22 protein-coding genes are annotated in these 24,699 nt (G+C 57.8%); 8 read left to right on the top strand and 14 right to left on the bottom strand.

Features of this window, described 5'->3' with window-relative positions; translation table 11 throughout:
* Positions 1–124 precede the first annotated feature (124 nt).
* Both mfd and PMYSY11_RS13505 read left to right on the top strand, forming a co-directional pair.
* Positions 125–3,562: a transcription-repair coupling factor gene (gene mfd, locus PMYSY11_RS13500; RefSeq protein WP_150549490.1), complete on the top strand. Its 3,438-nt coding sequence runs from the start codon at positions 125–127 to the stop codon at positions 3,560–3,562.
* Between the two features lie 9 nt (positions 3,563–3,571).
* Positions 3,572–4,105 (top strand): CsiV family protein, encoded by a 534-nt coding sequence (locus tag PMYSY11_RS13505; RefSeq protein WP_150549491.1) that lies wholly within the window; start codon positions 3,572–3,574, stop codon positions 4,103–4,105.
* Between the two features lie 682 nt (positions 4,106–4,787).
* Here the strand turns inward: PMYSY11_RS13505 and PMYSY11_RS13510 are convergent.
* Genes PMYSY11_RS13510 through PMYSY11_RS13525 form a run of 4 tightly spaced genes read right to left on the bottom strand, consistent with a single transcriptional unit; the run spans position 4,788 to position 7,832 of the window.
* The gene (locus tag PMYSY11_RS13510) at positions 4,788–5,522 is read right to left on the bottom strand and encodes an S-methyl-5'-thioinosine phosphorylase (protein ID WP_150549492.1); all 735 of its coding nucleotides are present in this window, start codon (positions 5,520–5,522) and stop codon (positions 4,788–4,790) included.
* A gap of 10 nt (positions 5,523–5,532) precedes the next feature.
* Entirely contained in the window at positions 5,533–6,531 is a 999-nt protein-coding gene (nagZ, locus tag PMYSY11_RS13515) for a beta-N-acetylhexosaminidase (RefSeq protein WP_172970692.1), read from the bottom strand.
* A gap of 21 nt (positions 6,532–6,552) precedes the next feature.
* The gene (locus tag PMYSY11_RS13520) at positions 6,553–7,077 is read right to left on the bottom strand and encodes a L,D-transpeptidase (RefSeq protein WP_150549494.1); all 525 of its coding nucleotides are present in this window, start codon (positions 7,075–7,077) and stop codon (positions 6,553–6,555) included.
* Positions 7,078–7,124: 47 nt separating this feature from the next.
* Positions 7,125–7,832, bottom strand: coding sequence for a TetR/AcrR family transcriptional regulator (locus PMYSY11_RS13525; RefSeq protein WP_069898843.1), 708 nt, complete (start codon positions 7,830–7,832; stop codon positions 7,125–7,127).
* Positions 7,833–8,088: 256 nt separating this feature from the next.
* Between PMYSY11_RS13525 and lexA the strand changes: the two genes are divergently transcribed.
* Positions 8,089–8,694 carry a transcriptional repressor LexA gene (lexA, locus tag PMYSY11_RS13530; protein WP_069898845.1) on the top strand — a complete coding sequence of 202 codons (606 nt, stop codon included), beginning with the start codon at positions 8,089–8,091 and terminating at the stop codon, positions 8,692–8,694.
* A 10-nt stretch (positions 8,695–8,704) separates the two neighbouring features.
* Complete coding sequence (gene sulA, locus PMYSY11_RS13535; RefSeq protein WP_090508555.1) at positions 8,705–9,175, top strand: SOS-induced cell division inhibitor SulA; 471 nt, start codon at positions 8,705–8,707, stop codon at positions 9,173–9,175.
* Positions 9,176–9,251: 76 nt separating this feature from the next.
* Here sulA and PMYSY11_RS13540 read toward each other — a convergent pair whose 3' ends face one another.
* The 6 genes from PMYSY11_RS13540 to fadB all read right to left on the bottom strand — a co-directional run bounded on the left by PMYSY11_RS13540 (position 9,252) and on the right by fadB (position 16,546).
* Positions 9,252–9,485: a hypothetical protein gene (locus PMYSY11_RS13540; RefSeq protein WP_069898849.1), complete on the bottom strand. Its 234-nt coding sequence runs from the start codon at positions 9,483–9,485 to the stop codon at positions 9,252–9,254.
* A 77-nt stretch (positions 9,486–9,562) separates the two neighbouring features.
* Positions 9,563–10,081 carry a DUF6586 family protein gene (locus PMYSY11_RS13545; protein ID WP_150549495.1) on the bottom strand — a complete coding sequence of 173 codons (519 nt, stop codon included), beginning with the start codon at positions 10,079–10,081 and terminating at the stop codon, positions 9,563–9,565.
* 68 nt (positions 10,082–10,149) lie between these two features.
* Positions 10,150–12,759: a type I DNA topoisomerase gene (gene topA / locus PMYSY11_RS13550; protein ID WP_150549496.1), complete on the bottom strand. Its 2,610-nt coding sequence runs from the start codon at positions 12,757–12,759 to the stop codon at positions 10,150–10,152.
* 116 nt (positions 12,760–12,875) lie between these two features.
* Positions 12,876–13,112 carry a DUF1653 domain-containing protein gene (locus PMYSY11_RS13555; RefSeq protein ID WP_069898853.1) on the bottom strand — a complete coding sequence of 79 codons (237 nt, stop codon included), beginning with the start codon at positions 13,110–13,112 and terminating at the stop codon, positions 12,876–12,878.
* 80 nt (positions 13,113–13,192) lie between these two features.
* Entirely contained in the window at positions 13,193–14,368 is a 1,176-nt protein-coding gene (gene fadA / locus PMYSY11_RS13560) for an acetyl-CoA C-acyltransferase FadA (RefSeq protein WP_069898855.1), read from the bottom strand.
* Between the two features lie 30 nt (positions 14,369–14,398).
* Positions 14,399–16,546 carry a fatty acid oxidation complex subunit alpha FadB gene (gene fadB, locus PMYSY11_RS13565; protein WP_150549497.1) on the bottom strand — a complete coding sequence of 716 codons (2,148 nt, stop codon included), beginning with the start codon at positions 16,544–16,546 and terminating at the stop codon, positions 14,399–14,401.
* Positions 16,547–16,751: 205 nt separating this feature from the next.
* Between fadB and PMYSY11_RS13570 the strand changes: the two genes are divergently transcribed.
* Positions 16,752–17,189: a hypothetical protein gene (locus PMYSY11_RS13570; protein WP_150549498.1), complete on the top strand. Its 438-nt coding sequence runs from the start codon at positions 16,752–16,754 to the stop codon at positions 17,187–17,189.
* Between the two features lie 63 nt (positions 17,190–17,252).
* Here the strand turns inward: PMYSY11_RS13570 and PMYSY11_RS13575 are convergent, their stop codons facing one another.
* Positions 17,253–17,690: a hypothetical protein gene (locus PMYSY11_RS13575; protein ID WP_069898859.1), complete on the bottom strand. Its 438-nt coding sequence runs from the start codon at positions 17,688–17,690 to the stop codon at positions 17,253–17,255.
* 87 nt (positions 17,691–17,777) lie between these two features.
* Here PMYSY11_RS13575 and PMYSY11_RS13580 point away from each other — a divergent pair, with 87 nt between their 5' ends.
* Positions 17,778–18,218 carry a universal stress protein gene (locus PMYSY11_RS13580; protein ID WP_150549499.1) on the top strand — a complete coding sequence of 147 codons (441 nt, stop codon included), beginning with the start codon at positions 17,778–17,780 and terminating at the stop codon, positions 18,216–18,218.
* A 48-nt stretch (positions 18,219–18,266) separates the two neighbouring features.
* Here the strand turns inward: PMYSY11_RS13580 and PMYSY11_RS13585 are convergent, their stop codons facing one another.
* Entirely contained in the window at positions 18,267–20,189 is a 1,923-nt protein-coding gene (locus PMYSY11_RS13585; protein WP_150549500.1) for an ATP-binding cassette domain-containing protein, read from the bottom strand.
* 303 nt (positions 20,190–20,492) lie between these two features.
* On the opposite strand from PMYSY11_RS13585, the gene PMYSY11_RS13590 reads away from it, so the two are divergent.
* Positions 20,493–22,424 carry a transglycosylase SLT domain-containing protein gene (locus PMYSY11_RS13590; RefSeq protein ID WP_150549501.1) on the top strand — a complete coding sequence of 644 codons (1,932 nt, stop codon included), beginning with the start codon at positions 20,493–20,495 and terminating at the stop codon, positions 22,422–22,424.
* 48 nt (positions 22,425–22,472) lie between these two features.
* On the opposite strand, the gene PMYSY11_RS13595 is transcribed toward PMYSY11_RS13590, so the two are convergent.
* Positions 22,473–23,279, bottom strand: a complete 807-nt coding sequence (locus PMYSY11_RS13595; protein WP_150549502.1) for an MOSC domain-containing protein — start codon at positions 23,277–23,279, stop codon at positions 22,473–22,475.
* Here PMYSY11_RS13595 and PMYSY11_RS13600 point away from each other — a divergent pair.
* The gene (locus PMYSY11_RS13600) at positions 23,278–23,769 is read left to right on the top strand and encodes a DUF1499 domain-containing protein (protein WP_150549503.1); all 492 of its coding nucleotides are present in this window, start codon (positions 23,278–23,280) and stop codon (positions 23,767–23,769) included. The two genes, PMYSY11_RS13595 and PMYSY11_RS13600, sit on opposite strands and share 2 nt — an antisense overlap.
* Here the strand turns inward: PMYSY11_RS13600 and yegS are convergent.
* Positions 23,766–24,662: a lipid kinase YegS gene (gene yegS / locus PMYSY11_RS13605; protein WP_150549504.1), complete on the bottom strand. Its 897-nt coding sequence runs from the start codon at positions 24,660–24,662 to the stop codon at positions 23,766–23,768. The genes PMYSY11_RS13600 and yegS overlap by 4 nt on opposite strands.
* Positions 24,663–24,699: the final 37 nt, after the last annotated feature.

The raw sequence follows: 24,699 nt of genomic DNA on the forward strand, positions 1-24,699 counted from the left end.
CTGAAAAAAGGGGCTACATTATGACGGCGGACGCGCTTTCGAGCAATGCAATCGTGTCATAACTGACAGCAGGCATGCTTGATCGGTACAATCAGCGCCCTTGTGTCTTGACCGTGAGCTGCCTGTGTCCGTACTGCGCCTACCGTCCCTGCCCGCCTCGGCCGGCAAACAACACTGGGGGAACCTGCCCGGTGCCGCCTTGAGCCTGGCGATTGCCGAAGCCGCCAGCAGTGCAAAGCGTTTCACTTTGTTACTGACTGCCGACAGCCAAAGTGCTGAGCGCCTGGAGCAAGAACTCAGATTCTTCGCCCCTGAGCTGCCGGTTTTGCACTTCCCGGACTGGGAAACGCTGCCGTATGACCTGTTTTCCCCTCACCAAGACATCATTTCCCAGCGTATTTCCGCGCTGTATCGCCTGCCAGAGCTGAAACACGGGGTTTTGGTAGTCCCGATCACCACCGCCCTACATCGCCTGGCACCTAAACGTTTCTTGCTGGGCAGCAGCCTGGTGCTTGATGCCGGGCAAAAGCTCGAAGTCAACGAGATGCGCAGCCGCCTCGAAGCCGCTGGATATCGCTGCGTGGACACCGTGTATGAGCATGGCGAATTTGCCGTGCGCGGAGCGCTGATCGACCTGTTCCCGATGGGCAGCCACCAGCCGTACCGTATTGATCTGTTCGATGACGAAATCGAAACCCTGCGCACCTTCGACCCGGAGACTCAGCGCTCGATCGACAAGGTTGAGTCGACCAAGCTGCTGCCTGCGCGCGAATTCCCGCTCGAGAAGAAAGCCGTGACCGATTTCCGCGGACGCTTTCGCGAGCGTTTTGACGTTGATTTCAGGCGTTGCCCGATCTATCAGGATCTCTCGACCGGCATTACCCCGGCCGGTATCGAGTATTACCTGCCGCTGTTCTTCGAAGAGACCGCGACCCTGTTCGACTACCTGCCGCAAGACACGCAGGTGTTCTCGCTACCCGGTATCGAAAAGGCCGCCGAACAGTTCTGGACCGATGCGCGCAACCGCTACGAAGAGCGCCGCGTAGACCCTGAACGCCCATTGCTGCCGCCAAGCGATATTTTCGTGCCGGTTGAAGACTGCTTTGCACGCCTGAAAGACTGGCCGCGCGTGGTCATCAGCAAGGAAGACATCGAAGACGGCGTCGGCCGCCAGCGCTTCAATGCGCAGCCGATGCCAGATTTGGCGATTCAAGCCAAATCCAGCGAACCACTCGCCGCCCTGCGCCGGTTTATCGAAAACTACCCGGGCCGCATTCTGTTCTGCGCCGAATCCGCCGGTCGCCGCGAAGTACTCCTCGAACTGTTGGCCCGGCTCAAACTCAGCCCGCGCGAGTTCGAGGGCTGGCCGCAGTTCACTCAAGCCAAAGATCGCCTTGGCATCACCATCGCACCGCTCGACGAAGGCCTGGTGCTGGATGAAATCGCCCTGATTGCCGAAAGCCCGCTGTTCGGCCAACGCGTCATGCAGCGTCGTCGTCGCGAGAAAACCCGTGACGCTGGCGAAAACGTCATCAAGAACCTCACCGAACTGCGCGAAGGCGCTCCGGTGGTGCACATCGATCACGGTGTTGGCCGCTATCAAGGCCTGATCACCCTGGAAATCGACGGCCAAAGCGCTGAGTTTCTGTCGTTGCAATACGCCGAAGAAGCCAAGTTGTACGTGCCGGTTGCCAGCTTGCACCTGATTGCCCGCTACACCGGCAGCGATGACGCCCTTGCGCCGCTGCACCGCCTTGGCTCTGAGGTCTGGCAGAAAGCCAAGCGCAAAGCGGCCGAACAGGTGCGCGATGTGGCGGCTGAACTGCTGGATATCTATGCCCGCCGCGCTGCCCGTGAAGGCTACGCCTTTACAGACCCGATGGCTGATTACGCCACATTCAGTTCGGGTTTCCCGTTCGAAGAGACGCCGGACCAACAAGCAGCCATCGACGCGGTTCACGACGACATGCTCGCGCCCAAGCCGATGGATCGCCTGGTCTGTGGCGACGTTGGCTTCGGCAAGACCGAAGTCGCCATGCGTGCAGCCTTTATCGCTGTACATGGCGGTAAACAAGTCGCGATCCTGGTGCCGACCACGCTGCTCGCCCAGCAGCATTACAACAGCTTCCGCGACCGCTTCGCCGATTGGCCGGTAAAGGTCGAGGTGATGAGCCGCTTCAAGAGCGCCAAGGAAGTTGGCGAGGCCATGCAGCAATTGGCTGAAGGCAAGGTTGATATCGTCATCGGCACGCACAAGTTGCTGCAGGATGACGTCAAGTTCAACAACCTGGGGCTGGTGATCATCGACGAAGAGCACCGTTTCGGTGTGCGCCAGAAAGAGCAGCTGAAAGCGCTGCGCAGCGAAGTCGACATTCTCACCCTCACCGCCACGCCGATTCCGCGCACACTAAACATGGCCGTTGCCGGCATGCGCGACCTGTCGATTATCGCCACCCCTCCAGCGCGGCGCTTGTCGGTACGCACCTTTGTGATGGAGCAGCAAAACACTGTCATCAAAGAGGCGCTACTGCGTGAATTGCTCCGTGGCGGTCAGGTTTACTACCTGCACAACGATGTTAAAACCATCGAAAAATGCGCCGCTGATATCGCCGCACTGGTGCCTGAAGCCCGTATTGGTATCGGCCACGGACAAATGCGCGAGCGCGAACTGGAACAGGTGATGGGCGATTTCTATCACAAGCGCTTCAACGTACTGATCGCCTCGACCATTATCGAAACCGGCATCGACGTACCAAGTGCCAACACCATCATCATTGAGCGCGCCGACAAGTTTGGCCTCGCCCAGTTGCATCAGTTGCGCGGCCGCGTCGGTCGTAGCCACCACCAGGCGTATGCGTACCTGCTGACACCGCCACGCAAGCAACTTACCGACGACGCGCAGAAGCGCCTCGAAGCCATCGCCAACGCGCAAGATCTCGGCGCAGGCTTTGTGCTGGCCACCCACGACCTTGAGATTCGTGGCGCTGGCGAGCTGCTTGGTGACGGCCAGAGCGGTCAAATCCAGGCCGTTGGCTTCACGCTGTATATGGAAATGCTTGAGCGCGCGGTGAAATCGATCCGCAAAGGTGAGCAACCTAATCTCGACCAGCCACTTGGTGGCGGCCCCGAGGTCAACTTGCGCGTACCGGCGCTGATCCCGGAAGACTACTTGCCCGACGTGCATGCGCGGCTGATTCTGTACAAGCGCATTGCCAACGCCGCCAACGAGGATGATCTCAAGGAACTGCAGGTTGAGATGATCGACCGCTTCGGCCTGCTTCCCGAGCCGACCAAGAATCTGGTGCGCATTACCCTGCTCAAATTGCAGGCCGAGACACTTGGCATCAGCAAAGTCGACGCCGGTCCGCAAGGCGGTCGCATCGACTTTACCGCCGACACCCAGGTTGATCCGCTAACCTTGATCAAGCTGATCCAGAGCCAACCCAATCGCTATAAATTCGAAGGCGCGACGCAGTTCAAATTCCAGATTCCGATGGAACGCCCCGAAGAACGTTTCAATACCCTTGAGGCGCTGTTTGAGCGCCTGATGCCGAAAAACTAAGGATTTTGCATGCGCGCATTTCAAAGTGCTGCCTTACTCGCTCTCACCCTTCTGACGCTAGCGTCCGCGCCTGTGAGCGCCAATGATACTTACAAGGTTGAGGTCATCGTATTCCGCCAGCCGGGCGAGCCTATCCCCTCGAGCAAGCTCGCGCCGGAAGGCTGGAGCGCCGGCGCCATGGCCATCAGCAAAGAGCAATCACGCGAAACCGCACTGAACCAAGAGGCGGCCAAGCTCAGCCCTGAAAACGGTTATGAAGTGCTGCTGCATCAAGCCTGGAGCCAACCCATCAGCGAGACACCAAACAGCGTAGCGATCTCCAACGGCGAGCAGCAACTGGGGCATTACCCAGTCGAAGGCACGCTGACATTCAGCCAGGGGCGCACATTCAAGGTCGACACGCAGCTGTGGGTCAACCAGTTCGACTCCAGCGGCCTGGTCAGCGCCAGCGAACACATCAAGAAAACCGGCTCACCCGTCACCCGCGGCAAACTGACCTTCATCGACTACCAAAGCCTCGGCATATTGATCCGCATCCGCTAACCCCCCGCCCGGGCAAAGCAATCGCAAGCCCGGGCCGAAACCCCAGCGGTTGGAAGGTAACGTACGAACGATGGATAGCGTGCGGAGGATGGATAGCGTGCAAAGCATCGCAATCCGTCATAACCCCCGCAACCACACCATAAATCCCACGCCAACCCGCAGACCGCCATGTCGGAAGCCGCGACGCGGATTCCAACCTCCATTGAATTAACAGCCGATCAATTCAAAACCCAAAAAACCCGCCGATAGGTGGGTAACGTACGAACGATGGATAGCATGCGGAGGATGGATAGCGTGCGCAGCATCGCAACCCGTCATAACCCTCGAAGCCGCACCATAAATCCCACGCCAACCCGCAGGCCGCCATGTCGGAAGCCGCGATGCGGATTCCAACCTCCATTGGATTAACAGCCAATCAATTCAAAACCCAAAAAACCCACCGACAGCTGGGTAACGTACGAACGATGGATATCGTGCGGAGGATGGATAGCGTGCGCAGCATCGCAATCCGTCATAACCCTCGCAACCGCAGCATAAATCCCGCGCCAACCCAGAGACCGCCATGTCGGAAGCCGCGATGCGGACTCCAACCTCCGTCGGATTAACAGCCCATAAAACTCACACCCCAGACAGCATAAAGGCCCGCAAGCGGGCCTTTATGCAAATCAAAACCTGAACGCTATCAGCTCAGCACTCTGGCCAATACAGCTTTAACTTTGCCCATACCCTGCTCAAGCGCACGCTCGATCTCGGCCATGGTAATCAACGCGGTGGTCTTGCCCGCTGCCGGGTTCACCACCAGCGACAGGCACGCATACGGCAGAGAAACCTCACGCGCCAACACGGCCTCAGGCATACCGGTCATGCCGACGATATCGCAGCCATCACGCTCCATGCGGGCGATCTCGGCTACTGTTTCGAGGCGCGGGCCTTGAGTGGCGCCATAAACGCCGTGGCTGCTGAATTCACAGTGTTCGGCAGCAAGCGCGGCGATCAACAGTTCACGCAACTTTTCATCGTACGGGTAGCTGAAATCAACGTGGGTCACGTGATCGAGCTCGCCTTCAAAGAAGGTGTGTGCGCGGCCCGAGGTGTAATCAATCACCTGATGCGGCACACAGAAGTGCCCGGTGCCCATGGCCATGTGAATGCCGCCCACGGCATTGACGGCAATGATCGCCTCGGCGCCTGCCTGCTTCAGTGCCCAGATGTTGGCCCGATAGTTGACCTGATGCGGCGGGATACGGTGCGGATGGCCGTGACGCGCCAGAAACAACACTTCACGCCCGGCGTATTCGCCACGCAGCACCGGAGCCGATGGCGCGCCGTACGGCGTGTCCATGTTCAATGCAGCCGTAATTGTCAGGCCTTCCAGCTGGGTCAGGCCCGTACCGCCAATGATGGCGTAAACAGTCATCAAGCGCCCCTTATTCGATTAATTGTGCGCTACGCAGCGCGTTAATGGCCTTTAACCAGCGTGGGTGCTGGCGGCATTCAACACCGGGGAATGCCTGGCGACGCATGCGCGCCAAGCCATCCGGCGCAACAACCTGCAAGCGCTGGGCTGCGCTCAACGCCAGCTCGGCGGCGGCACGATCGTTACACACCAGGCCCATGTCGCAACCGGCACTGAATGCAGCTTCGATACGGCTCGCCGCATCGCCCGCCACGTGAGCGCCCGCCATGGACAGGTCATCACTGAAAATCACGCCTTTGAAGCCCAGTTCGCCGCGCAGGATCTCCTGCAGCCAGCGTTTGGAGAAACCTGCCGGTTGGTTATCGACCTGCGAGTAAATAACGTGGGCCGGCATGACGGCGGCCAGTTGATTGCCGAGCAGGGTAAAAGGCTGCATATCTTCAGCGCGTATTTGCTCAAGGCTGCGTTCATCCACCGGAATAGCCACATGCGAATCGGCTTCAGCCCAACCATGCCCCGGGAAATGCTTGCCGGTTGCCGCCATACCCGCCTGATTCATGCCGCGAATAAATGCACCCGCCAACTCGGCAGCGCGCTGCGGCGAGCTTTCAAAGGCGCGGCTGCCCACCACTGCACTGCGCTGGTGATCGAGGTCAAGCACCGGCGCAAAGCTTAAATCGAGCCCGACAGCCAGCACTTCAGTGGCCATCAGCCAGCCGCAATGCTCAGCCAGTTCAGCCGCGTTGCTGTTATCGGCAATGGCGCGCATGGCAGGCAGGCGCACGAAACCCTGACGCAAACGCTGAACGCGACCGCCCTCTTGATCCACGGCCAGCAGAATATCCGGGCGAACTGCGCGAATAGCTGCCGACAGTTCGCGAACCTGACGCGGGTCTTCGATGTTGCGGGCAAATAAGATCAGTCCACCGACTTCGGGCTGACGCAGAATTTGCCGGTCCTCGGCCGTCAGCCAGGTACCGTCGATGTCCAGCATCAGTGAACCTTGCATGCTTGAGCTCACAAATATTCCTTAAGTAAGTGACGCCTGCGCCCATTGCGGACACGGCGCCTCATCGATCAAAACGCGGCAACCGACCGAGACCCTGTCATACAGACCGATCAAGTCGGGATTACGCAGCCGGATGCAGCCATGAGACAACGCAACACCCATGGGTTCAGTGGGCGGCGTGCCATGCAAATAGATATAACGACGAAAGGTATCCACCTTGCCCAAACGATTACGCCCGGGCTCACAGCCGCTCAACCAGAGAATGCGGCTGAGAATCCAGTCGCGCCCCGGGAACTGCTCGGCGAGCGCTGCAGACCAGACCTCGGAGGTCCAGCGGCGGCCACGCAACACGGCACCTTCCGGCAGGCCTGCGCCGATTTTGGCGCGCACCACATGCAGGCCACGCGGCGTGCAACCGGAGCCGTTGAGTTCGCCAGCACCATTCAGGGCAGTGGACACAGGCAAGCGTACAACCAGCGCTTCATCGGAAAAACCGTAGAGCGTCTGATCAGCCAGAGAGATATGTAGAAAGTTAACAGTAGACATGCGCGCTAGCTTAGCGGAACAAAGCCAGCGCGCCCACCCGTGAGCGCTTAAACCTTGGCGGTTGCGCTTGAGCCTTTGGCACGGGGAATCAGTTGCGCGGCCGCCAATGCAGGATCAGACACGCCGGTTTCCGAACGCATGCCGGCAGCGAGGAAAGGCACCATCAGGCGCATGACCTGCTCGAGCGACGTATTAACCCCGAAATCGGTTTCCGACATAGCGCGCAAAGCCTTGATACCGGACATGCTGAACGCGGCGGCGCCGAGCATGAAGTGCACGCGCCAGAACAGCTCAAGCGGCGGAATGCGTGGCGCAGCATCATGAACCAGGAGCATGTAGCGACGGAAAACCTTGCCGTAGACTTCTTCAAGGTACTTACGCAAGTGGCCCTGACTCTGGCTGAATGCCAAGCCAAGCAAGCGCATGAAGATTGACAGGTCATTACCACTGCGCGGCTTTACGGCCAGCGCCTGCTCGACCAACAACTCGAGCAACTCTTCAAGGGTAGCCTTGTAGCCCGGTGTGGCCTGACGTCGGTCAAGCTCACGCTCAAGGCTGACACAGAAAGGACCGAGGAAGCGTGAGAACACAGCCTGAATCAAGGCTTTCTTCGAGCCGAAATGATAGTTAACCGCCGCCAGATTGACTCCAGCCTTGCTGGTGATCAATCGCAAAGACGTTTCGGCAAAACCCTTCTCGGCGAACAGTTGCTCGGCCGCATCGAGAATGCGCTCTACGGTTTCTGACTGTGCCATAAACGAATACCTGACAAACACTTGTTTGAAACATACGTATTAGATGAACAGCTTGTCAAGCTACAACTTCAATCATCACATAAGTGAATAACAAGCTTTATAGCAAAGTCCACACCGATAATAACGAGACGCTTCACACAACCTGCAAGTAACACTGATTTCGGGCGACGTCATGGCAACAGTGAAAAAGGATTATTGCCAAGCTCGATCTACTGTATATAATCCCAGTCACTGTATAAAAAGACAGAGCCCAGAAATGATTAAGCTGACGCCACGCCAATCCGAGATCCTTGAGTTCATCAAGCGCTGCATCGAAGACAACGGCTTCCCGCCTACCCGGGCAGAAATCGCTCAGGCGCTCGGTTTCAAGTCGCCCAACGCCGCCGAAGAACACCTTAAGGCACTGGCCCGTAAAGGGGCCATCGAAATGACGCCGGGCGCTTCTCGCGGCATCCGTATTCCGGGTTTTGAACCCAATGAAGAAGACGGCCTGCCAGTCATTGGCCGGGTCGCTGCGGGCGAGCCTATTCTGGCACAACAGCACATCGAAGAATCCTGCAAGATCAACCCGGCGTTCTTTCATCCGCGCGCCGATTATCTGCTGCGCGTGCATGGCACCAGTATGAAGGACATCGGCATTCTGGACGGTGATCTTCTAGCCGTTCACACCACGCGTGAGGCCCGCAACGGCCAGGTCGTGGTCGCCCGGATCGGCGATGAAGTCACCGTTAAGCGCTACAAGCGCCAGGGCAATACCGTTTGGCTGATTGCTGAGAACCCTGAGTTCCAGCCAATTGAAGTCGACCTTGAACAACAAGAATTGGTTATCGAAGGATTGAGCGTCGGCGTTATACGCCGCTAGAGGAGTTCTCATGCAGTTTCCACAGTCGCACAACCGCACACAATTGCCACTGTTTGATGCGTTTCTCCCAGCTCCTGCTCTGGTGCCTGAAGCACCTGCGCACATCGAGCGAGTGGAAACACCAGAAGCATTCAGTGAAATTTCCCTACGCGGAGCCGCTGGATCCTGCCTGAACCTGCTCGCCCCAATGCTGCGAGAACTGAGCGAAAACAACGAGCAACGCTGGCTGACACTGATTGCGCCACCAGCAAGCCTCACCCAAGCGTGGCTACGCGACGCTGGCCTCAATCGCGAGCGCATCTTGCTGCTGCACCCGCGCAGCAAGCAGACGCCCTTGCAGCTGGCTCAGGAAACACTGCGTCTGGGCCGCAGCCATACCGTGATCAGCTGGCTACATCCGCTGGAACGTAAAGCCCGTCTGTTGCTTGAAGCCGCCGCCAAAGAAGGCGCCGCGCAGAGCCTGAATATCAGCCTTGGCTGAACCCGCTTAATCATTGCCGCAACAAAAAAGAGCAGCCCTGAGGCTGCTCTTTTTTGTGTGTACTCTGCCGATTAAATCAGTGCAGTACGCGCGGACCTTCATCGTGCTGAAAGTCGTTTTCAGCAAGATGACCGGCCATCTGCACGCCCACATTGAGCATGGCCTTGGCCACTTCTACGTGCTGGCCCTGCAGAAAGGTCTTGGCTTCCTCAGAGAAATCGAGCACTACCAGCGACTCTTCATCCTCTGCGCGACGCAGAGCAATGCGGCCGTCAGGTAGTTCAACGATTTCCAGAAACGAGGTAGGCATAAGTATGAATCTCCAAGTTAGCCAATTATTGTAACAGGCGACCGAGACTCACCCTAGCCCGCCGATCAAATCGCTGTTTACCACTCAGTCAGCGACTCGCGAAAGCGTCGTGCCAACGACTTCAATTCCTGACGCCACACCTCAAGCTCGGCACTGCTCAACTCGACCGGCTCTTCTTCAAGTGTCACCGAAGTGATTAGCGGCGTAGTCGGGTCTACTTTAGCCTTGCTGACCGTTTGTTGCGGCACAAAGAGATCGGCATAGGCTTTTAGTAGTTGTGCCAGCCAGGTTTCAGATTGCCCGGCAAGCTCAACCAGCTCTGCAAACTCAGGGCTCGGCGCTGCTTCAAGCAAGGCTTTATCGAGCAGAATTTCGGCGCGCGGCGCATTGCTTTGTGGCAGCCGGTAGAAACCTGCCACTTCATGGCACAGCCCAAGCAGCGCGCCGTACAAGTGAAACAGAGCCGATTCACGCTCAGCCTGAATCAACGCCGGAGAATTGATCGCCTGGCCAGCCTCGGCCTTGCGCAACGACTCCAGCGAGAGCCCGGCATAGAAGATTTTTTGATTGGTGCGGGTGTAAAGTTCGCTCGCCATGTTGGCGCCCTCCACTGCGGATCAGTTCAATATACGCGCGCCAGCGACGAACTGGCGCGCGTTATTGATCAGCGTTTCTTGTCTTCGACTTTCCACTTGCCGCCATCAAAGAACGCTTTCCAGCCAGTCGGCTTGCCGTCGACTTCGGTCTGGACATATTGCTCTTTGGTCTTGCGGCTGTAGCGCACTACAGACAGACGCCCTTCCGGGTCTTTCTTTGGTGCGTCGAGCAAGAAGTGGTATTTCGGGTCGATCTCGTCTTTATGCGGGATCAACTCAGCGACCAGCGGCGCACGTGTTTCACGGTTCTTCGGGAACTGGCTTGCGGCCAGGAACAGCCCGGAAGCGCCGTCACGCAGAATGTACGTGTCGTTAACCTTCTCGCACTTGAGTTCCGGCATTTTGACCGGATCCATCTTGGGTGGCGCCGGCTCACCGCTGCGCAGCAACTTGCGGGTGTTCTTGCATTCCGCGTTGGTGCAACCGAAGAACTTGCCAAAACGACCGGTCTTCAACTGCATCTCGCTGCCGCACTTGTCGCACTCAAGGCTCGGGCCTTCGTAGCCCTTGATGCGATACTGCCCCATCTCGATTTCATAACCCGCACAATCCGGGTTATTGCCGCAAATGTGCAGCTTGCGGGTTTCGTCGAGCAGGTAGGCATCCATCGCCGTGTCGCAAATCTTGCAGCGATGCTTGCTGAGCAACAGCAACGATTCCGACTCGCCCTCATCGTCCGCAGCAATTTCATCGCCTGGGACCAGGTTGATGGTCGACTTGCAGCGCTCTTTCGGCGGCAGGCTGTAGCCCGAGCAACCGAGGAACACGCCGGTCGAGGCGGTGCGAATCATCATCGGACGGCCACATTCGCGGCACGGAATATCAGTCAGCGTTGGCGAGTTGGCACGCATACCGCTGTCGCCATCGGCTGCCACTTCAAGCTTCTTCTTGAAGTCGCCGTAGAACTCGTCGAGCAGGTGTTTCCACTGACGTTCACCCTGCGCCACATGGTCGAGGTTCTCTTCCATGCTCGCGGTGAAACCGTAGTCCATCAGATTGGAGAAGCTTTCGCTCAAGCGCTCGGTAACGATGTCGCCCATCTTCTCGGAGTAGAAACGCCGATTGTGGATGGCCACATAGCCACGGTCCTGAATCGTCGAAATAATCGCCGCGTAAGTTGACGGGCGACCGATACCGCGCTTTTCCATCTCTTTAACCAGGCTGGCTTCAGAGTAACGCGCCGGTGGCTTGGTGAAGTGCTGAGCCGGATCGAGCTTGAGCAGCTTGAGCACCTCGCCTTCAGCCATGTCCGGCAGCACGCCATCATCGCCAGGCTTGCCGACTTGTGGCAAGGCACGGGTGTAACCGTCAAACTTGAGGATACGGCCCTTGGCGCGCAGCTCGAAGCGATCTGCAGCCACGGTGACCGTGGTCGACAGGTATTTGGCAGGCGGCATCTGGCAGGCCACGAATTGGCGCCAGATCAATTCGTAAAGACGCTCAGCATCACGCTCCATGCCGCTCAACTGAGTCGGCTTGGTGTTGACGTCGGACGGACGAATCGCTTCGTGCGCCTCTTGTGCGCCTTCCTTGCTGCTGTAAACGTTAGGCTTTTCTGGCAGGTACTCCTTGCCGTACTCACCCACGATAAAGTCACGCACCATGCTCACTGCGTCGGCCGACAGGTTGGTCGAGTCGGTACGCATATAAGTGATGTAACCCGCTTCGTACAAACGCTGGGCCATCATCATGGTTTTCTTCACACCAAAGCCCAGGCGCGTACTGGCAGCCTGTTGCAAGGTGGACGTAATAAACGGCGCCGACGGCTTGCTGCTGGTCGGTTTGTCCTCGCGCTTGGCAATGCTGTAGCTGGACGACTTGAGCGCCTCAACGGCGGCCATGGCCTGTGCTTCGTTGAGCGGCTTGAAGGCAGCGCCATTCTCACGGGCCACTTCAAAGCGCACGGTGTCCTTGTTGCCAGTGGCCAGATCAGCGTGCACATCCCAGTACTCTTCCGGGACAAAAGCGCGAATCTCTTTCTCGCGCTCAACAACAAGCTTCACCGCTACCGACTGCACACGGCCGGCCGACAGGCCACGCGCGATCTTCGCCCACAACAGCGGCGAGACCATGTAGCCCACGACGCGATCGAGGAAGCGCCGTGCCTGCTGGGCATTGACTCGATTGATGTCGAGATCGCCCGGCTTGGAGAACGCCTCTTGAATGGCTTTCTTGGTAATTTCGTTGAACACCACCCGCTTGTAGCGGCTGTCATCACCACCAATGGATTCGCGCAGGTGCCATGCAATGGCTTCCCCCTCGCGATCCAAGTCGGTTGCGAGATAGATGGTGTCGGCTTCTTTAGCGAGTCGGCGCAGTTCGTCGACGACCTTTTCTTTGCCTGGAAGGATCTCGTAATGGGCTTTCCAGCCGTTTTCCGGATCAACCCCCATGCGCGCCACCAGCTGACGCTTGGCTTTTTCCTTGGGCGTCAATACTGGCGCCTCTGAAGCTGCCTTACCGCGTTTGGCGGGCTCTTTAGCCGCACTAGCCGAACCACTGGTAGGCAGGTCTCGGATATGGCCGATGCTCGACTTCACCACGTACTCGTTACCCAAGTACTTGTTGATGGTCTTGGCCTTGGCCGGGGATTCCACGATGACCAGCGATTTACCCATGGATCAGAAGATTCCTGAAGTTCGAAAAATTTGAAAGGCGCATCCGCCTGACGTGGCACCGCTATATATAGTGGCGATAGAGCCGAGGTCAAGCACAGTAATTGCGCGACAGTGACTCAGGGACGGTCGAAAAGTGGCGCATGCGCCTCAACCAGAGCGAATCGAGGGACACTTTCACCCTCAACTGTAACGTGACTGCAGAACATTTCCAGCGGACGCACCCAAATCCCGTATTCACCATACAGGGCTTGATAGACCACGACCTGCTCTTGTGTTTCAGAATGCCTGGCCACGCCGATAACGCGATACTCGGGGCCTTTATAATGGCGATACAGTCCGGGTTGCAAATCCATCGTGATAATCCTTGAAAAAAATCTGACGCCGGACAAACAAAAACCGGGGCACTTGGCCCCGGTTTGATGCCAGCTAACGCTTAAACGCGTTCGAAGACAGTCGTAATACCCTGACCGAGGCCCACGCACATAGTAGCAACACCCAAGGTGCCGCCATTTTGCTTCATGACGTTGAGCAGGGTACCGGAGATACGGGCTCCGGAACAACCAAACGGGTGACCCAGTGCAATCGCGCCGCCGTGCAGGTTGACCTTTTGCTCCATCTGATCGAGCACTTTCAGGTCTTTCAACACAGGCAGAGCTTGGGCTGCGAAGGCTTCATTGAGTTCAAAGAAATCAATGTCACCGATGCTCAGGCCAGCACGAGCCAGGGCTTTCTTGGTCGACGGAACCGGGCCGTAACCCATGATCGCCGGATCAACACCCGCAACAGCCATGGCGCGAACCACAGCCATCGGCTGGATACCCAGATCCTGTGCACGCTGAGCGGACATCACGATCATGCAGGAAGCGCCGTCAGTGATCTGCGAAGAAGTACCCGCAGTCACGGTGCCGCCTTTCGGGTTGAACGCCGGACGCAATGTAGCCAGGCTTTCCAGGGTGGTCTCCGGACGAATGGTCTCGTCGTAGTCGAACACTTTCAGGAAGCCGTTCTCGTCATAACCCTGCATCGGGATGATTTCGTCTTTGAATTTGCCTTCGACTGTCGCTTTGTGCGCCAGACGATGCGAACGCTCGCCGAATGCATCCTGCTGCTCACGGGTGATGCCGTGCATCTTGCCGAGCATTTCAGCAGTCAGACCCATCATGCCCGAGGCTTTTGCCGCGTACAGCGACAGGTGCGGGTTTGGATCGACGCCGTGCATCATGCCAACGTGGCCCATGTGCTCCACACCGCCGACCACAAACACGTCGCCGTTACCGGTCTGGATCGCCTGCACAGCAGTGTGCAGCGCGCTCATGGAAGAACCACACAGACGGCTGACCGTCTGGCCGGCGCTGGTGTGCGGGATCTGGGTCATCAGCGACGCCATGCGCGCGATGTTCCAGCCCTGCTCCAGGGTCTGGTTTACGCAACCCCAGATCACGTCTTCGACTTCAGCCGGATCGACCTTGGTGTTACGGTCCAGCAGGCCGCGAATCAGGTTCGCCGACATTGTTTCGGCACGGGTGTTACGGTGCATGCCGCCCTTGGAGCGCCCCATCGGGGTGCGACCGAAGTCGACAATCACTGCATCTCTTGGATTCAAGCTCATCGTTTTACTCTCGCTTTAATCTGTCCGCTATTAACCGAAAAACTTCTGGCCGTTTTTAGCCATTTCACGCAGTTTTTCGGTCGGCTGGTACAGCGCACCCAGTTCGGCATACTTGTCGGCCAGGGCAACGAATTCGGCAACACCAATGCTGTCGATGTAACGCAGCGCACCACCACGGAATGGAGGGAAGCCAATACCGTAGATCAGGCCCATATCGGCCTCGGCAGCGGTATCCACGATGCCGTCTTCGAGGCAGCGTACGGTTTCCATGCACAGCGGAATCATCATGAAATTGATGATGTCTTCGTCAGTCAGTTCGCGTTCTTCGCGGATGATCTGCTTGAGCAGCTCATACGACTGCGGATCAACGACTTTCTTCGGCTTGCCGCGCTTGTCAGTCTCGTAAGCGTAGAAACCTTTGCCATTCTTCTGGCCAAGGCGATCGGCTTCGTACATCACGTCTACCGCGGTACGGCCTTCTACAGCCATGCGATCCGGGAAGCCTTCAGCCATTACGTCACGGCCGTGGTGGCCAGTGTCGATGCCGACAACGTCAGACAGGTACGCCGGGCCCATTGGCCAGCCGAACTTTTCCATGACCTTGTCGATACGGGTGAAATCAACGCCGAACTCAAGCAGCTTGGAGAAACCACCGAAGTACGGGAACAGTACACGGTTGACCAGGAAGCCTGGGCAATCATTAACCACAACCGGGGTCTTACCCATCTTCTTGGCGTAGGCAACAGTAGTCGCGATAGCCACGTCGCCCGACTTCTCGCCACGAATAACCTCAACCAGCGGCATCATGTGTACCGGGTTGAAGAAGTGCATGCCGCAGAAGTTTTCCGGACGCTTGAGGGCCTTGGCCAGCAAGCTGATGGAAATGGTCGAGGTGTTGGAGGTCAGAATGGCGTCTTCACGCACCACGCCTTCAACTTCAGCCAATACGGCTTGCTTGACCTTCGGGTTCTCGACAACGGCTTCTACAACGATATCGACGTTGCCGAAATCGCCGTAAGACATGGTCGGACGAATAGCGTTAAGCGCCTCAGCCATTTTCGCCGGAGTCAGACGGCCTTTCTCAACGCGTTTGCCAAGCAGCTTGGACGCTTCGTTGAGGCCAGTCTGGATACCGTCTTCACGGATGTCCTTCATCAGGATCGGCGTGCCTTTTACAGCCGACTGATAGGCGATACCGCCGCCCATGATGCCAGCGCCGAGTACGGCAGCCAGTTTCACGTCTTTGGCGATTTCGTCGTGGTGCTTGGCTTTTTTCTTCAGTTCCTGATCGTTCAGGAACAGGCCGATCAGGCTGGCAGCGACCGAAGTCTTGGCCAGTTTGACGAAGCCTGCAGCTTCAACTTCCAGCGCTTTGTCGCGGCCGAAGTTTGCAGCTTTCTGAATGGTTTTGATCGCTTCAACCGGCGCCGGGTAGTTCGGGCCAGCTTGACCGGCAACAAAACCCTTGGCGGTTTCAAATGCCATCATCTGCTCAATCGCATTGAGCTTGATCTTGTCCAGCTTCGGCTGACGCTTGGCCTTGAAATCCAGCTCGCCGGAAATGGCGCGCTTGATCAGGTCCAGAGCTGCGGCCTGGAGCTTGTCCGGAGCAACCACAGCATCGACAGCGCCTGCTTTGAGGGCGTCTTCAGCACGGTTTTCTTTGCTCGCAGCAATCCACTCGATGGCGTTATCAGTACCGATCAGGCGTGGCAGGCGCACAGTGCCGCCGAAGCCCGGGTAGATGCCCAGCTTAACTTCTGGCAGGCCGACTTTAGCGGTGGCCGACATGACGCGGTAATCCGCAGCCAGGCACATTTCGAAGCCGCCGCCCAGTGCGATGCCGTTGATGGCTGCAACTGTCGGAACATTGAGGTCTTCGAAGTCGCTGAAAATCTTGTTGGCTTCAAGGTTGCCGGCAACCAGCTCTTCATCAGGCAGCTTGAAGTTTTCAACGAACTCGGTGATATCGGCGCCGACGATGAATACGTCTTTGCCGCTGGTAACAATCACGCCTTTGATCGAACCATCGGCCTTGATTGCATCAACGCTCTGACGCAGCTCGTTAAGGGTTAGACGGTTGAACTTGTTGACGGACTCACCCTTGAGGTCGAAATTCAATTCGACGATGCCACTCTCAAGAGCCTTAACCGTGATGGCTTTACCTTCGTAAATCATCAACTGATCTCCACGGTATGGAAGCTAAACAGTACACATCGGTGCCTACTGACCAACCAGCGTGCGGGTAAAAACCCTTAAAGTCGCTAATTGCCCAGAACACCCGCCGACGCGATATTCGGAACAAGTGACCTTGCCTTATTCAGGCAAACGGTCAATTCATACGCCCGTTTGATTTGGGTAGCACACCTTCACGGAAAACCCCGTGATTGTCAATTGCCACACAACGACTCCAATCCTTCATAGCGCTGTAATTTGCAGTTTCAGGCTGCTCTGCAATTGCTTCAAAAGCATTATCATCAATGGCAATGAAGCACTATTTCATATTTACCAGCCGTTACCAGCGCAATTTTCCGAACAACGCCGCAGAGCCCGGACGGAACCTGATCAATCTGCTAGCAGCCACACGCAGCACGGCTTTGTTGTCTCAGCGGGCTATGCCATAATGGCTGACTGCCTGATCTTGGCTTTGGACATCCCTGTAAGTTTGGGACAGTCCTCGACGCACAATGTTTCAATTGCGTCTAAAGTGAATGCACGGTCGCCAACGCTGACCGTTGAAACAGCCGCTGTTGACTACCGTGCAAAATTGAAAGCGAAGATTTCGCTGAAAAAGAATTCCGGCCTGCCTGGCCAACCCTAAAGCCCAGTGGCAGCACTGGGCTTTTTCTTTTGCGCTAATAAATTACGCAACCGCTGCCTTGGGCTAGGCATGCGCCTTTAAGAAAGTGGCGATTTTCTCCAAATCGCCCGGCTTGCCGGCTTCGCCCCAGCAAATACCGACCATCTGCGCATTGGCTTCTGCTTTATAAACATCCGCCGGCAACTCGGCCAACGCGGCCGCCAGTGCTGGGTCCGCACATGGCTCACGCCACTGATTAAGCCAATTACCAGCGCCATCTTGCCAAAAGCACCAATGCTCGCGCCGCCCACGCAGGCGTGAACGGTGATATTGCGGGCAGGAATCGAGCGGTTTATTTTCCAACCAGTAAGGCCACTCTTGCCGTGAAAGCTGCATGAAGAGGCCCATTCGCCGGGCTTCGGTGCGGACATCCATGCGCCCGCGCAACCGGCGCGAAGGCATCAACATTGCGAACGGGCTCAACACACAAAAAAGCAAGATTAGTATTATCCAAAAGTTCATTGCATGTAGCCCATTGAGAAATGCCTGTGTAAGGTGAATAAAACAGCCATACTTATTACTATCGGTCACTCTTATAAGGAGTTCCCCATGTCCTACCAGCATATTATGGTCGCCGTCGACTTAACCGAAGAGTGCGACCCGGTAATGAAACGTGCAGTAGCGCTCGCCGATGGCACGCATGCCAAGCTGTCGGTGGTTCACGTTGTAGAGCCAATGGCGATGGCCTTTGGTGGCGATGTGCCGATGGACCTGTCGATGTTGCAACAGCAACAATTTGATCAGGCTCGCGAGCGCCTTGATGCATTCTCGACCAAATACCCGCAGCTGCTGGCCGAGCAACGCCACCTGACCTACGGCCAGCCGCGTCAGGAGATCCACAAGCTTGCTGAAGAGCAAGGCTGCGACCTGATCATCGTCGGCAGCCACGGTCGTCACGGCCTCGCCCTGCTGCTTGGCTCGACCGCCAATGACGTGCTGCACGGCGCACCTTGCGATGTACTCGCGGTACGCCTGAAAAAAGATTCATAAGCGCTTTGTAGATTCCACCCGCCTGCTCCCCGCAGGCGGGCAGCCTGATCAGCCTTCCAGTTCCGCCCAACGCTCAACCAGCGCATCCAGCTCAGCCTGCTTGGTCTCTACTGTGGCCAGTACGGCGGCGGTCTTGTCGGCGGCTTGCTGATAAAACGCCGGATCAGAAATCTGCTCCTGCAGCGCAGTCAGCTCGGCTTCCAACTGATCGATCTGCCCCGGAATTGCTTCCAGTTCACGCTGCAGCTTATAGCTCAATTTCTTTTTCGCCGGCGCTGGCTGCTCAACCACCGGAGCAGCTGGCTCAACTGGCGCCTCAACCACGGCCGAGGCCAGTTCTGCCTTGCCAGACTTGGTTTCACCGACGCCCAGCAAACGTGCCGAACCGCCCTGACGTAGCCAGTCCTGATAACCACCGACGTACTCACGCACACGGCCTTCACCTTCAAACACCAAAGTGCTGGTCACTACGTTGTCGAGGAATGCCCGGTCGTGGCTGACCATCAGCACAGTGCCCGGGAATGTCAGCAAAACTTCTTCAAGCAGTTCAAGGGTCTCAACGTCGAGGTCGTTGGTTGGCTCATCGAGCACCAGCAAGTTGGCGGGCTTGCTGAACAGCTTGGCCAGCAACAAGCGCGCACGCTCACCACCCGACAGGGCTTTAACCGGCGTGCGGGCACGCTGCGGGCTGAACAGGAAGTCGCCGAGATAACTGAGCACGTGACGGTTTTGGCCGTCGATCTCGATGAAGTCGCGACCTTCAGCCACGTTATCGATTACGGTTTTTTCCAGATCCAGCTGATGACGCAGCTGGTCGAAGTACGCCACATCAATGCGCGTACCTTCGGTAACGCTGCCGCTGGTAGGCTGCAGGCCGCCCAGCATCAGCTTCAACAGGGTGGTTTTGCCGGTACCGTTAGCGCCCAGCAGACCAATCCGGTCGCCACGCTGCAGCACCATCGAAAAATCCTTGACCAGAAACGGGCCGCCCGGATGCGCAAAGCTGACGTCTTCCAGCACCATGACTTGCTTGCCTGACTTCTCGGCAGTTTCCAGCTGGATGTTGGCCTTGCCGGTACGCTCGCGGCGCTCACTGCGCTCAACACGCAATGCTTTAAGGGCACGAACACGGCCCTCGTTACGGGTGCGACGGGCTTTGATGCCCTGACGAATCCACACTTCTTCCTGGGCCAGACGCTTGTCGAACAGCGCATTCGCTGTCTCTTCAGCCGCCAGTGTTGCTTCTTTATGCACGAGGAAGCTGGCGTAATCGCCATTCCAGTCGATCAGGCCGCCACGGTCCAGCTCAAGGATGCGCGTGGCCAGATTTTGCAGAAATGAACGGTCGTGGGTAATGAACAGAACTGCGCCCTGAAACCCCGTCAAAGCCTCTTCCAGCCAGGCGATTGCACCAATGTCCAAGTGGTTGGTGGGCTCATCGAGCAACAGCAAATCCGGCTCGGATACCAGCGCCTGCGCCAGCAACACGCGACGGCGCCAGCCACCCGACAGTTCGGCCAGGGTTTTGTCGGCCGGCAATTGCAGGCGGCTCAAAGTGCTGTCGACCAGTTGCTGCAAGCGCCAGCCGTCACGGGCTTCGAGGTCTTGCTGGACATGCATGAGCTTGTCCAGATCGGCATCGCTTTGAATGTTCTGGCTGAGGTGATGGTATTCGGCGAGCAACGCACCCACGCCATCCAGACCTTCGGCCACCACATCAAATACAGTGCGGCCATCGGCGACCGGCAACTCTTGCGGCAGCTCGCCGATTTTCAGCCCGGGCGCGCGCCATACAGCGCCGTCATCGGGCTTCTGATCGCCCTTGACCAATTTGAGCATGCTCGACTTGCCCGTGCCGTTGCGGCCAATGATGCACACGCGTTCGCCACGGGCAATCTGCCAAGACACCTTGTCCAGCAGCGGCGATGCGCCGTAGGCCAGGGAGATATCGGTGAACTTAAGCAGGGTCATAACAAGCCTCAACAGTGCGGCGATGACATTGGCCTGATGGGTTACTGCGCTTGAATGCACCTAAGCCGCAGAACCGCTGAAGCCGAGGGAGGCCATCGCGAAAACTAATAGTTGCCGGCGCAACACGCTCAGCAAAACTGGGCGCGCATTCTACCCGAGATAGCGCAAGCCTACCCGGGCATTTTTCCGCCTTTACACGTTAAGCCGACCATCTGCCTTTCGTCCGACCCCAGCAAACAGCTAAGCTAGGGTCATTCGGCGCTATGTTCAGCGTGCGCCCCACATGCCAACTCAGGAAGAGTCATGTTCTGTCGCCCTTTCACTCTGATTTCTTGCATTGTTCTCTCTTTAAGTTCAATCGCATCGGCTCAGGCTGCGAGCCTCAGCCAGCAACGTCAATATTATGATGAGGCCAAACGTGCTCTGGCCAAGGGCGACGACGGCCCGTATCGCCGTTACGCCAGCGCCCTCAGCGGCTACCCGCTGACACCCTATCTGGCGTACGACGAATTGACCGCCCGCCTGAAAAGCGCCAGCAATCAGGAAATCGAAGCGTTCCTCGCCAAGCATGGTGATTTGCCTCAGGCCAGCTGGATGAAGCTGCGCTGGTTGCGCTGGCTTGCCCAACGCGGCGATTGGGCGACCTTCGAAACCTATTACGATCCTTCGCTGAATTTCACTGAGCTCGACTGCCTGCACGGCCAGTATCAGCTCAGCCACGGCATGCTTGAAGAAGGCGATGCCACGGCGAAGAAACTCTGGCTGGTCGGCAAGTCGCAACCCAACGCCTGTGACCCGATGTTCGAGCAATGGGCTGCGACCGGCAAGCTCACAGAGGATCTGCGCTGGCAGCGCGCCAAACTGGCGGTTGAGCGAGGCAACTACGGTCTGGCCACATACCTGAGCAAAACCATGCCAACCCTCGGCGGTCGCGCGCAACTGATGGTCGATGTGGCGCAGAAGCCGCAAATTCTCAGCCAGACCAATCGTTTCCTGCCCGCCGATGCAGCAATGGCCGACGTGGTGGGTTTGGGCCTGCGCCGTCTGGCTCGCCAGGACCCGGAAAAAGCCCTGAGCCTGCTCGATGGCTACAGTTCGCGCATGCATTTTTCTGAATCCGAAAAGCTGGCGATTGCCCGTTCGATTGGCTTATCAATGGCTAAGAACTTCGACCCGCGCGCCTTGCCGGTCATGGCCAAATACGATCCGGACATGCGTGATGACAACGTCAGTGAATGGCGCGCACGCCTGCTGCTGCGTTTTGGTCGCTGGGATGAAGCCCACAAGCTGACCGAGAACATGCCCAAGGAACTGGCTCAGACCAGCCGCTGGCGCTACTGGCAGGCCCGCAGCCTGCAACTCGCGGAGCCGAACAGTACCGAGCCGGCCAAGCTGTATCGCAGCCTCGCCACCGAGCGCGACTTTTACGGTTTCATGGCGGCCGATCAGGTCAAACTGCCCTATTCGCTGAATAACCAGCCAATGAAGCTCGACCCCAGCGTCGTCGCCAAGGTACGCAACACGCCCGGCATTCAGCGGGCGCTGGAGTTTCATGACCGTGGCGAAATCGTCAACGGCCGCCGCGAGTGGTATCACGTAAGCCGCCGCTTCAGCCGCGAAGAACTGGTTGCCCAGGCGCGTCTGGCCTATTCGATGCAATGGTATTTCCCAGCCATCCGCACGCTCGGCCAAGCGCAATACTGGGACGATTTGGATGTACGTTTCCCGGTGATCTATCGCCAGGAACTCACCCGCGAAGCCAAGAAACGCGGCCTGCATTCCAGCTGGGTATTTGCCATTACCCGTCAGGAAAGTGCGTTTATGGCCGATGCACGCTCACCGGCTGGCGCAATGGGGTTGATGCAGCTGATGCCGGCCACCGCCAAAGAGACGGCGCGTCGTTACGACATCCCGCTGGGCTCAGCGAATCAGGTCTTGGTGCCCGACACCAATATCCAGCTGGGCGCGGCGTACATGAACCAGATTTACGGCCAGTTCAATGGCAACCGCGTGCTCGCCACGGCGGCATACAACGCCGGGCCTGGTCGGGTGCGTCAGTGGCTACGAGGCAGCGACCACCTGGCGTATGACGTCTGGGTGGAAAATATTCCTTACGATGAAACCCGCAAGTACGTGCAGAACGTGCTGACTTACGCGGTGATTTACGGCAAGAAACTCAACTTGCCGCAACCACTGATTGGCTGGAACGAGCGCTACTTCGACGACCAGCAATAACCGACAAAACGCAAAAGATCAGGTGCGGGCAAGCCGCACCTGATTTCTTTACTCAAGCACCTCGACCGTCATTCCCACCTGCAACTCACCTGCACCATCGGCAATCAGGTTCTGGCCGAAATACACTTCGCCTTCGCGCTCACGATAAGTCTTCAAAGTGGTCAACGGTTCGCGATCAGCGCTGCGCTCACCCGTGGCCGGATCGAGCGTGGTCATGATGCAGCGCGAGCAACCCTTGGCCACCCGAAATTCGATTTCGCCAATGCGAATACGCTTCCAGCTGTCTTCGGCATAAGGCTCAGCGCCGGTAATTACCAGATTCGGCCGGAAACGCAGCATCGGCAGTTCACGCCCAACCCGCGCCGATAAATCATCCAGCGAGGACTGCCCGATCAGCAGCAACGGAAAACCATCGGCAAAACCCACCTTGTCGCCCGCCTCGCCAAAACCGCTGTCCACTTGCCGGGCACGCGCCTCAGGCACATATACCAAGCGGCAGTCACGCCCGAGAAAACGGCTAACCCACGCGGCGGCCTCATCACCGGCATCCGGCACACGGAAACTGTCGCGCCACACGGTAACGCCGCGCAAAGCGTCTTCACCGGTCGGCACCGCGACGAACAGCTCAGGCATATTCGGCGCCGTCAGCAGTACGCCATCCTCGCCGCGCCAGTGAACATTCATCTGAGTCATCTGCGCCAGCAAGCGCTGCGTCAGGAAGCGCCCAGTCTCGGCATCCACCGCCATCCACCGGCGATCACCCTGCAACCCAAGTAAACCGACCCTGCTACTATCAAGCAACTGCCCTGCGGCAGATTTCATTGGGTAGCGATACAACGCCGAGAGACGCATCATGACAACAGATCCCCGCCTGCAAAAAATTAAGTTTCGGGCCGCTGGCAAACATTTGCCTAAAGGCCTGCTATTAGCGTGCACATTATTGCTCAGCGCCTGCAGCGGCACGCCAGCTGAAAATCTGGGTGTTCATGATGGTCAATTGGCGCCCTGCCCCAGCTCGCCCAACTGCGTCAGCAGCCAAGCCAGTGATGCCGACCACAAAGTAGACCCGCTGCCGCTGCTTGGCAGCGCCGAGAACACCCGCGAGACCTTGCTGAAACTGATTAACAGCCAGCCCGGTGCACGCCTTGTCGATCAGGATACGTCGTATCTGCGCGCCGAGTACACCAGTGACTTGCTGCGTTTTGTGGACGATGTCGAGTTCATGATTACCGCCAGCGCGGTGCAGGTGCGCTCGGCCTCCCGCCTCGGCTATTCCGATTTGGGAGTGAACCGTAAACGCGTCGAACAACTGCGCCAACGCATGCTGCAATTGCCGCTGCCTTAATTCGAAAGCAAGTCTGAGCCGGCTGGCAGGTGCACTCGCAGCGCCGCGGGCCGCGCGACAAAGCGCATCTTGCGACCCGAACGCGGCTCGCCGTCGAGATTAACGTCGAGCCCTTCATCTGCTTCAATTTCCAGCCAGGCGAGACGCGCACTCAGCGAAACACTTTCAACTCCATTCAGCGTGCCATTGAGCATGGTGCCCAAGGTGCTCACCGCATCCGCTTGGGCCGGAACAATGCAAACATCCAGCAAGCCGTCGTCTATTCGCGCTTTCGGACAGAGCACGTGCCCGCCGCCCGCTTGCCGGCCATTGCCGATACCCAGCGCCAGAAACTCGCCCTGCCACTCGAAATCCGGACCGGTGAAACGGCCGAATGCACTGTGCACTTCGGCGAACCGGCTAAGCCCGGTGAGGAAGTACGCTGCCCCACCCAGCGCGGCTTTAAGATCTTCCGGGGTGTTGGCTGTCACGGTCGAGCCAAAACCGCCGGTGGCCATATTAAGGAACAGCTGACCGTCGAGGTCGCCCAGATCGATACGCTGGGGCGCCTTGTCGAGAAGTTTCAGCGCAGCATGCGGATTGAGCGGCACGCCCGCGGCCACGCAAAAGTCATTGGCCGTGCCCAGCGGTAACAGGGCCAGGCTCACGCGGGTATCTTGCAGCGCCATGGCTTCGGCGACATCACGCAAGGTGCCGTCACCGCCGCCAGCAATCAGCGTTGCGTAGTCATCTTGCAGCGCCTCGTTGACGATTCTCGCTGCATCGCCCGCCTCCCACGTAACCCGCACATCGATGTGCCAGCCAGTTTTGCGCTTGGCCATCACGGCGGCGCGCACTTCGGGGTCCATGGCCTTCTTGCCATGCAATATCAATAACGCTTTGCGTTCCTGCATGAATCCTCCTCTTGTCACGGCCACTGGCGCAGATGCG

Origin of the sequence: Pseudomonas marincola, assembly GCF_900682675.2 — a bacterium.
Classification (GTDB): Bacteria; Pseudomonadota; Gammaproteobacteria; order Pseudomonadales; family Pseudomonadaceae; genus Aquipseudomonas; species Aquipseudomonas marincola.

Bases quoted from the DNA above. Each gene is read 5' to 3' on its own strand.
- PMYSY11_RS13505 (WP_150549491.1), top strand. From the start codon at position 3,572: ATGCGCGCATTTCAAAGTGCTGCCTTACTCGCTCTCACCCTTCTGACG.
- PMYSY11_RS13510 (WP_150549492.1), bottom strand. From the start codon at position 5,522: ATGACTGTTTACGCCATCATTGGCGGTACGGGCCTGACCCAGCTGGAA.
- nagZ (WP_172970692.1), bottom strand. From the start codon at position 6,531: ATGCAAGGTTCACTGATGCTGGACATCGACGGTACCTGGCTGACGGCC.
- PMYSY11_RS13520 (WP_150549494.1), bottom strand. From the start codon at position 7,077: ATGTCTACTGTTAACTTTCTACATATCTCTCTGGCTGATCAGACGCTC.
- PMYSY11_RS13525 (WP_069898843.1), bottom strand. From the start codon at position 7,832: ATGGCACAGTCAGAAACCGTAGAGCGCATTCTCGATGCGGCCGAGCAA.
- lexA (WP_069898845.1), top strand. From the start codon at position 8,089: ATGATTAAGCTGACGCCACGCCAATCCGAGATCCTTGAGTTCATCAAG.
- sulA (WP_090508555.1), top strand. From the start codon at position 8,705: ATGCAGTTTCCACAGTCGCACAACCGCACACAATTGCCACTGTTTGAT.
- PMYSY11_RS13540 (WP_069898849.1), bottom strand. From the start codon at position 9,485: ATGCCTACCTCGTTTCTGGAAATCGTTGAACTACCTGACGGCCGCATT.
- PMYSY11_RS13545 (WP_150549495.1), bottom strand. From the start codon at position 10,081: ATGGCGAGCGAACTTTACACCCGCACCAATCAAAAAATCTTCTATGCC.
- topA (WP_150549496.1), bottom strand. From the start codon at position 12,759: ATGGGTAAATCGCTGGTCATCGTGGAATCCCCGGCCAAGGCCAAGACC.
- PMYSY11_RS13555 (WP_069898853.1), bottom strand. From the start codon at position 13,112: ATGGATTTGCAACCCGGACTGTATCGCCATTATAAAGGCCCCGAGTAT.
- fadA (WP_069898855.1), bottom strand. From the start codon at position 14,368: ATGAGCTTGAATCCAAGAGATGCAGTGATTGTCGACTTCGGTCGCACC.
- fadB (WP_150549497.1), bottom strand. From the start codon at position 16,546: ATGATTTACGAAGGTAAAGCCATCACGGTTAAGGCTCTTGAGAGTGGC.
- PMYSY11_RS13575 (WP_069898859.1), bottom strand. From the start codon at position 17,690: ATGAACTTTTGGATAATACTAATCTTGCTTTTTTGTGTGTTGAGCCCG.
- PMYSY11_RS13580 (WP_150549499.1), top strand. From the start codon at position 17,778: ATGTCCTACCAGCATATTATGGTCGCCGTCGACTTAACCGAAGAGTGC.
- PMYSY11_RS13585 (WP_150549500.1), bottom strand. From the start codon at position 20,189: ATGACCCTGCTTAAGTTCACCGATATCTCCCTGGCCTACGGCGCATCG.
- PMYSY11_RS13590 (WP_150549501.1), top strand. From the start codon at position 20,493: ATGTTCTGTCGCCCTTTCACTCTGATTTCTTGCATTGTTCTCTCTTTA.
- PMYSY11_RS13600 (WP_150549503.1), top strand. From the start codon at position 23,278: ATGACAACAGATCCCCGCCTGCAAAAAATTAAGTTTCGGGCCGCTGGC.
- PMYSY11_RS13595 (WP_150549502.1), bottom strand. From the start codon at position 23,279: ATGATGCGTCTCTCGGCGTTGTATCGCTACCCAATGAAATCTGCCGCA.
- yegS (WP_150549504.1), bottom strand. From the start codon at position 24,662: ATGCAGGAACGCAAAGCGTTATTGATATTGCATGGCAAGAAGGCCATG.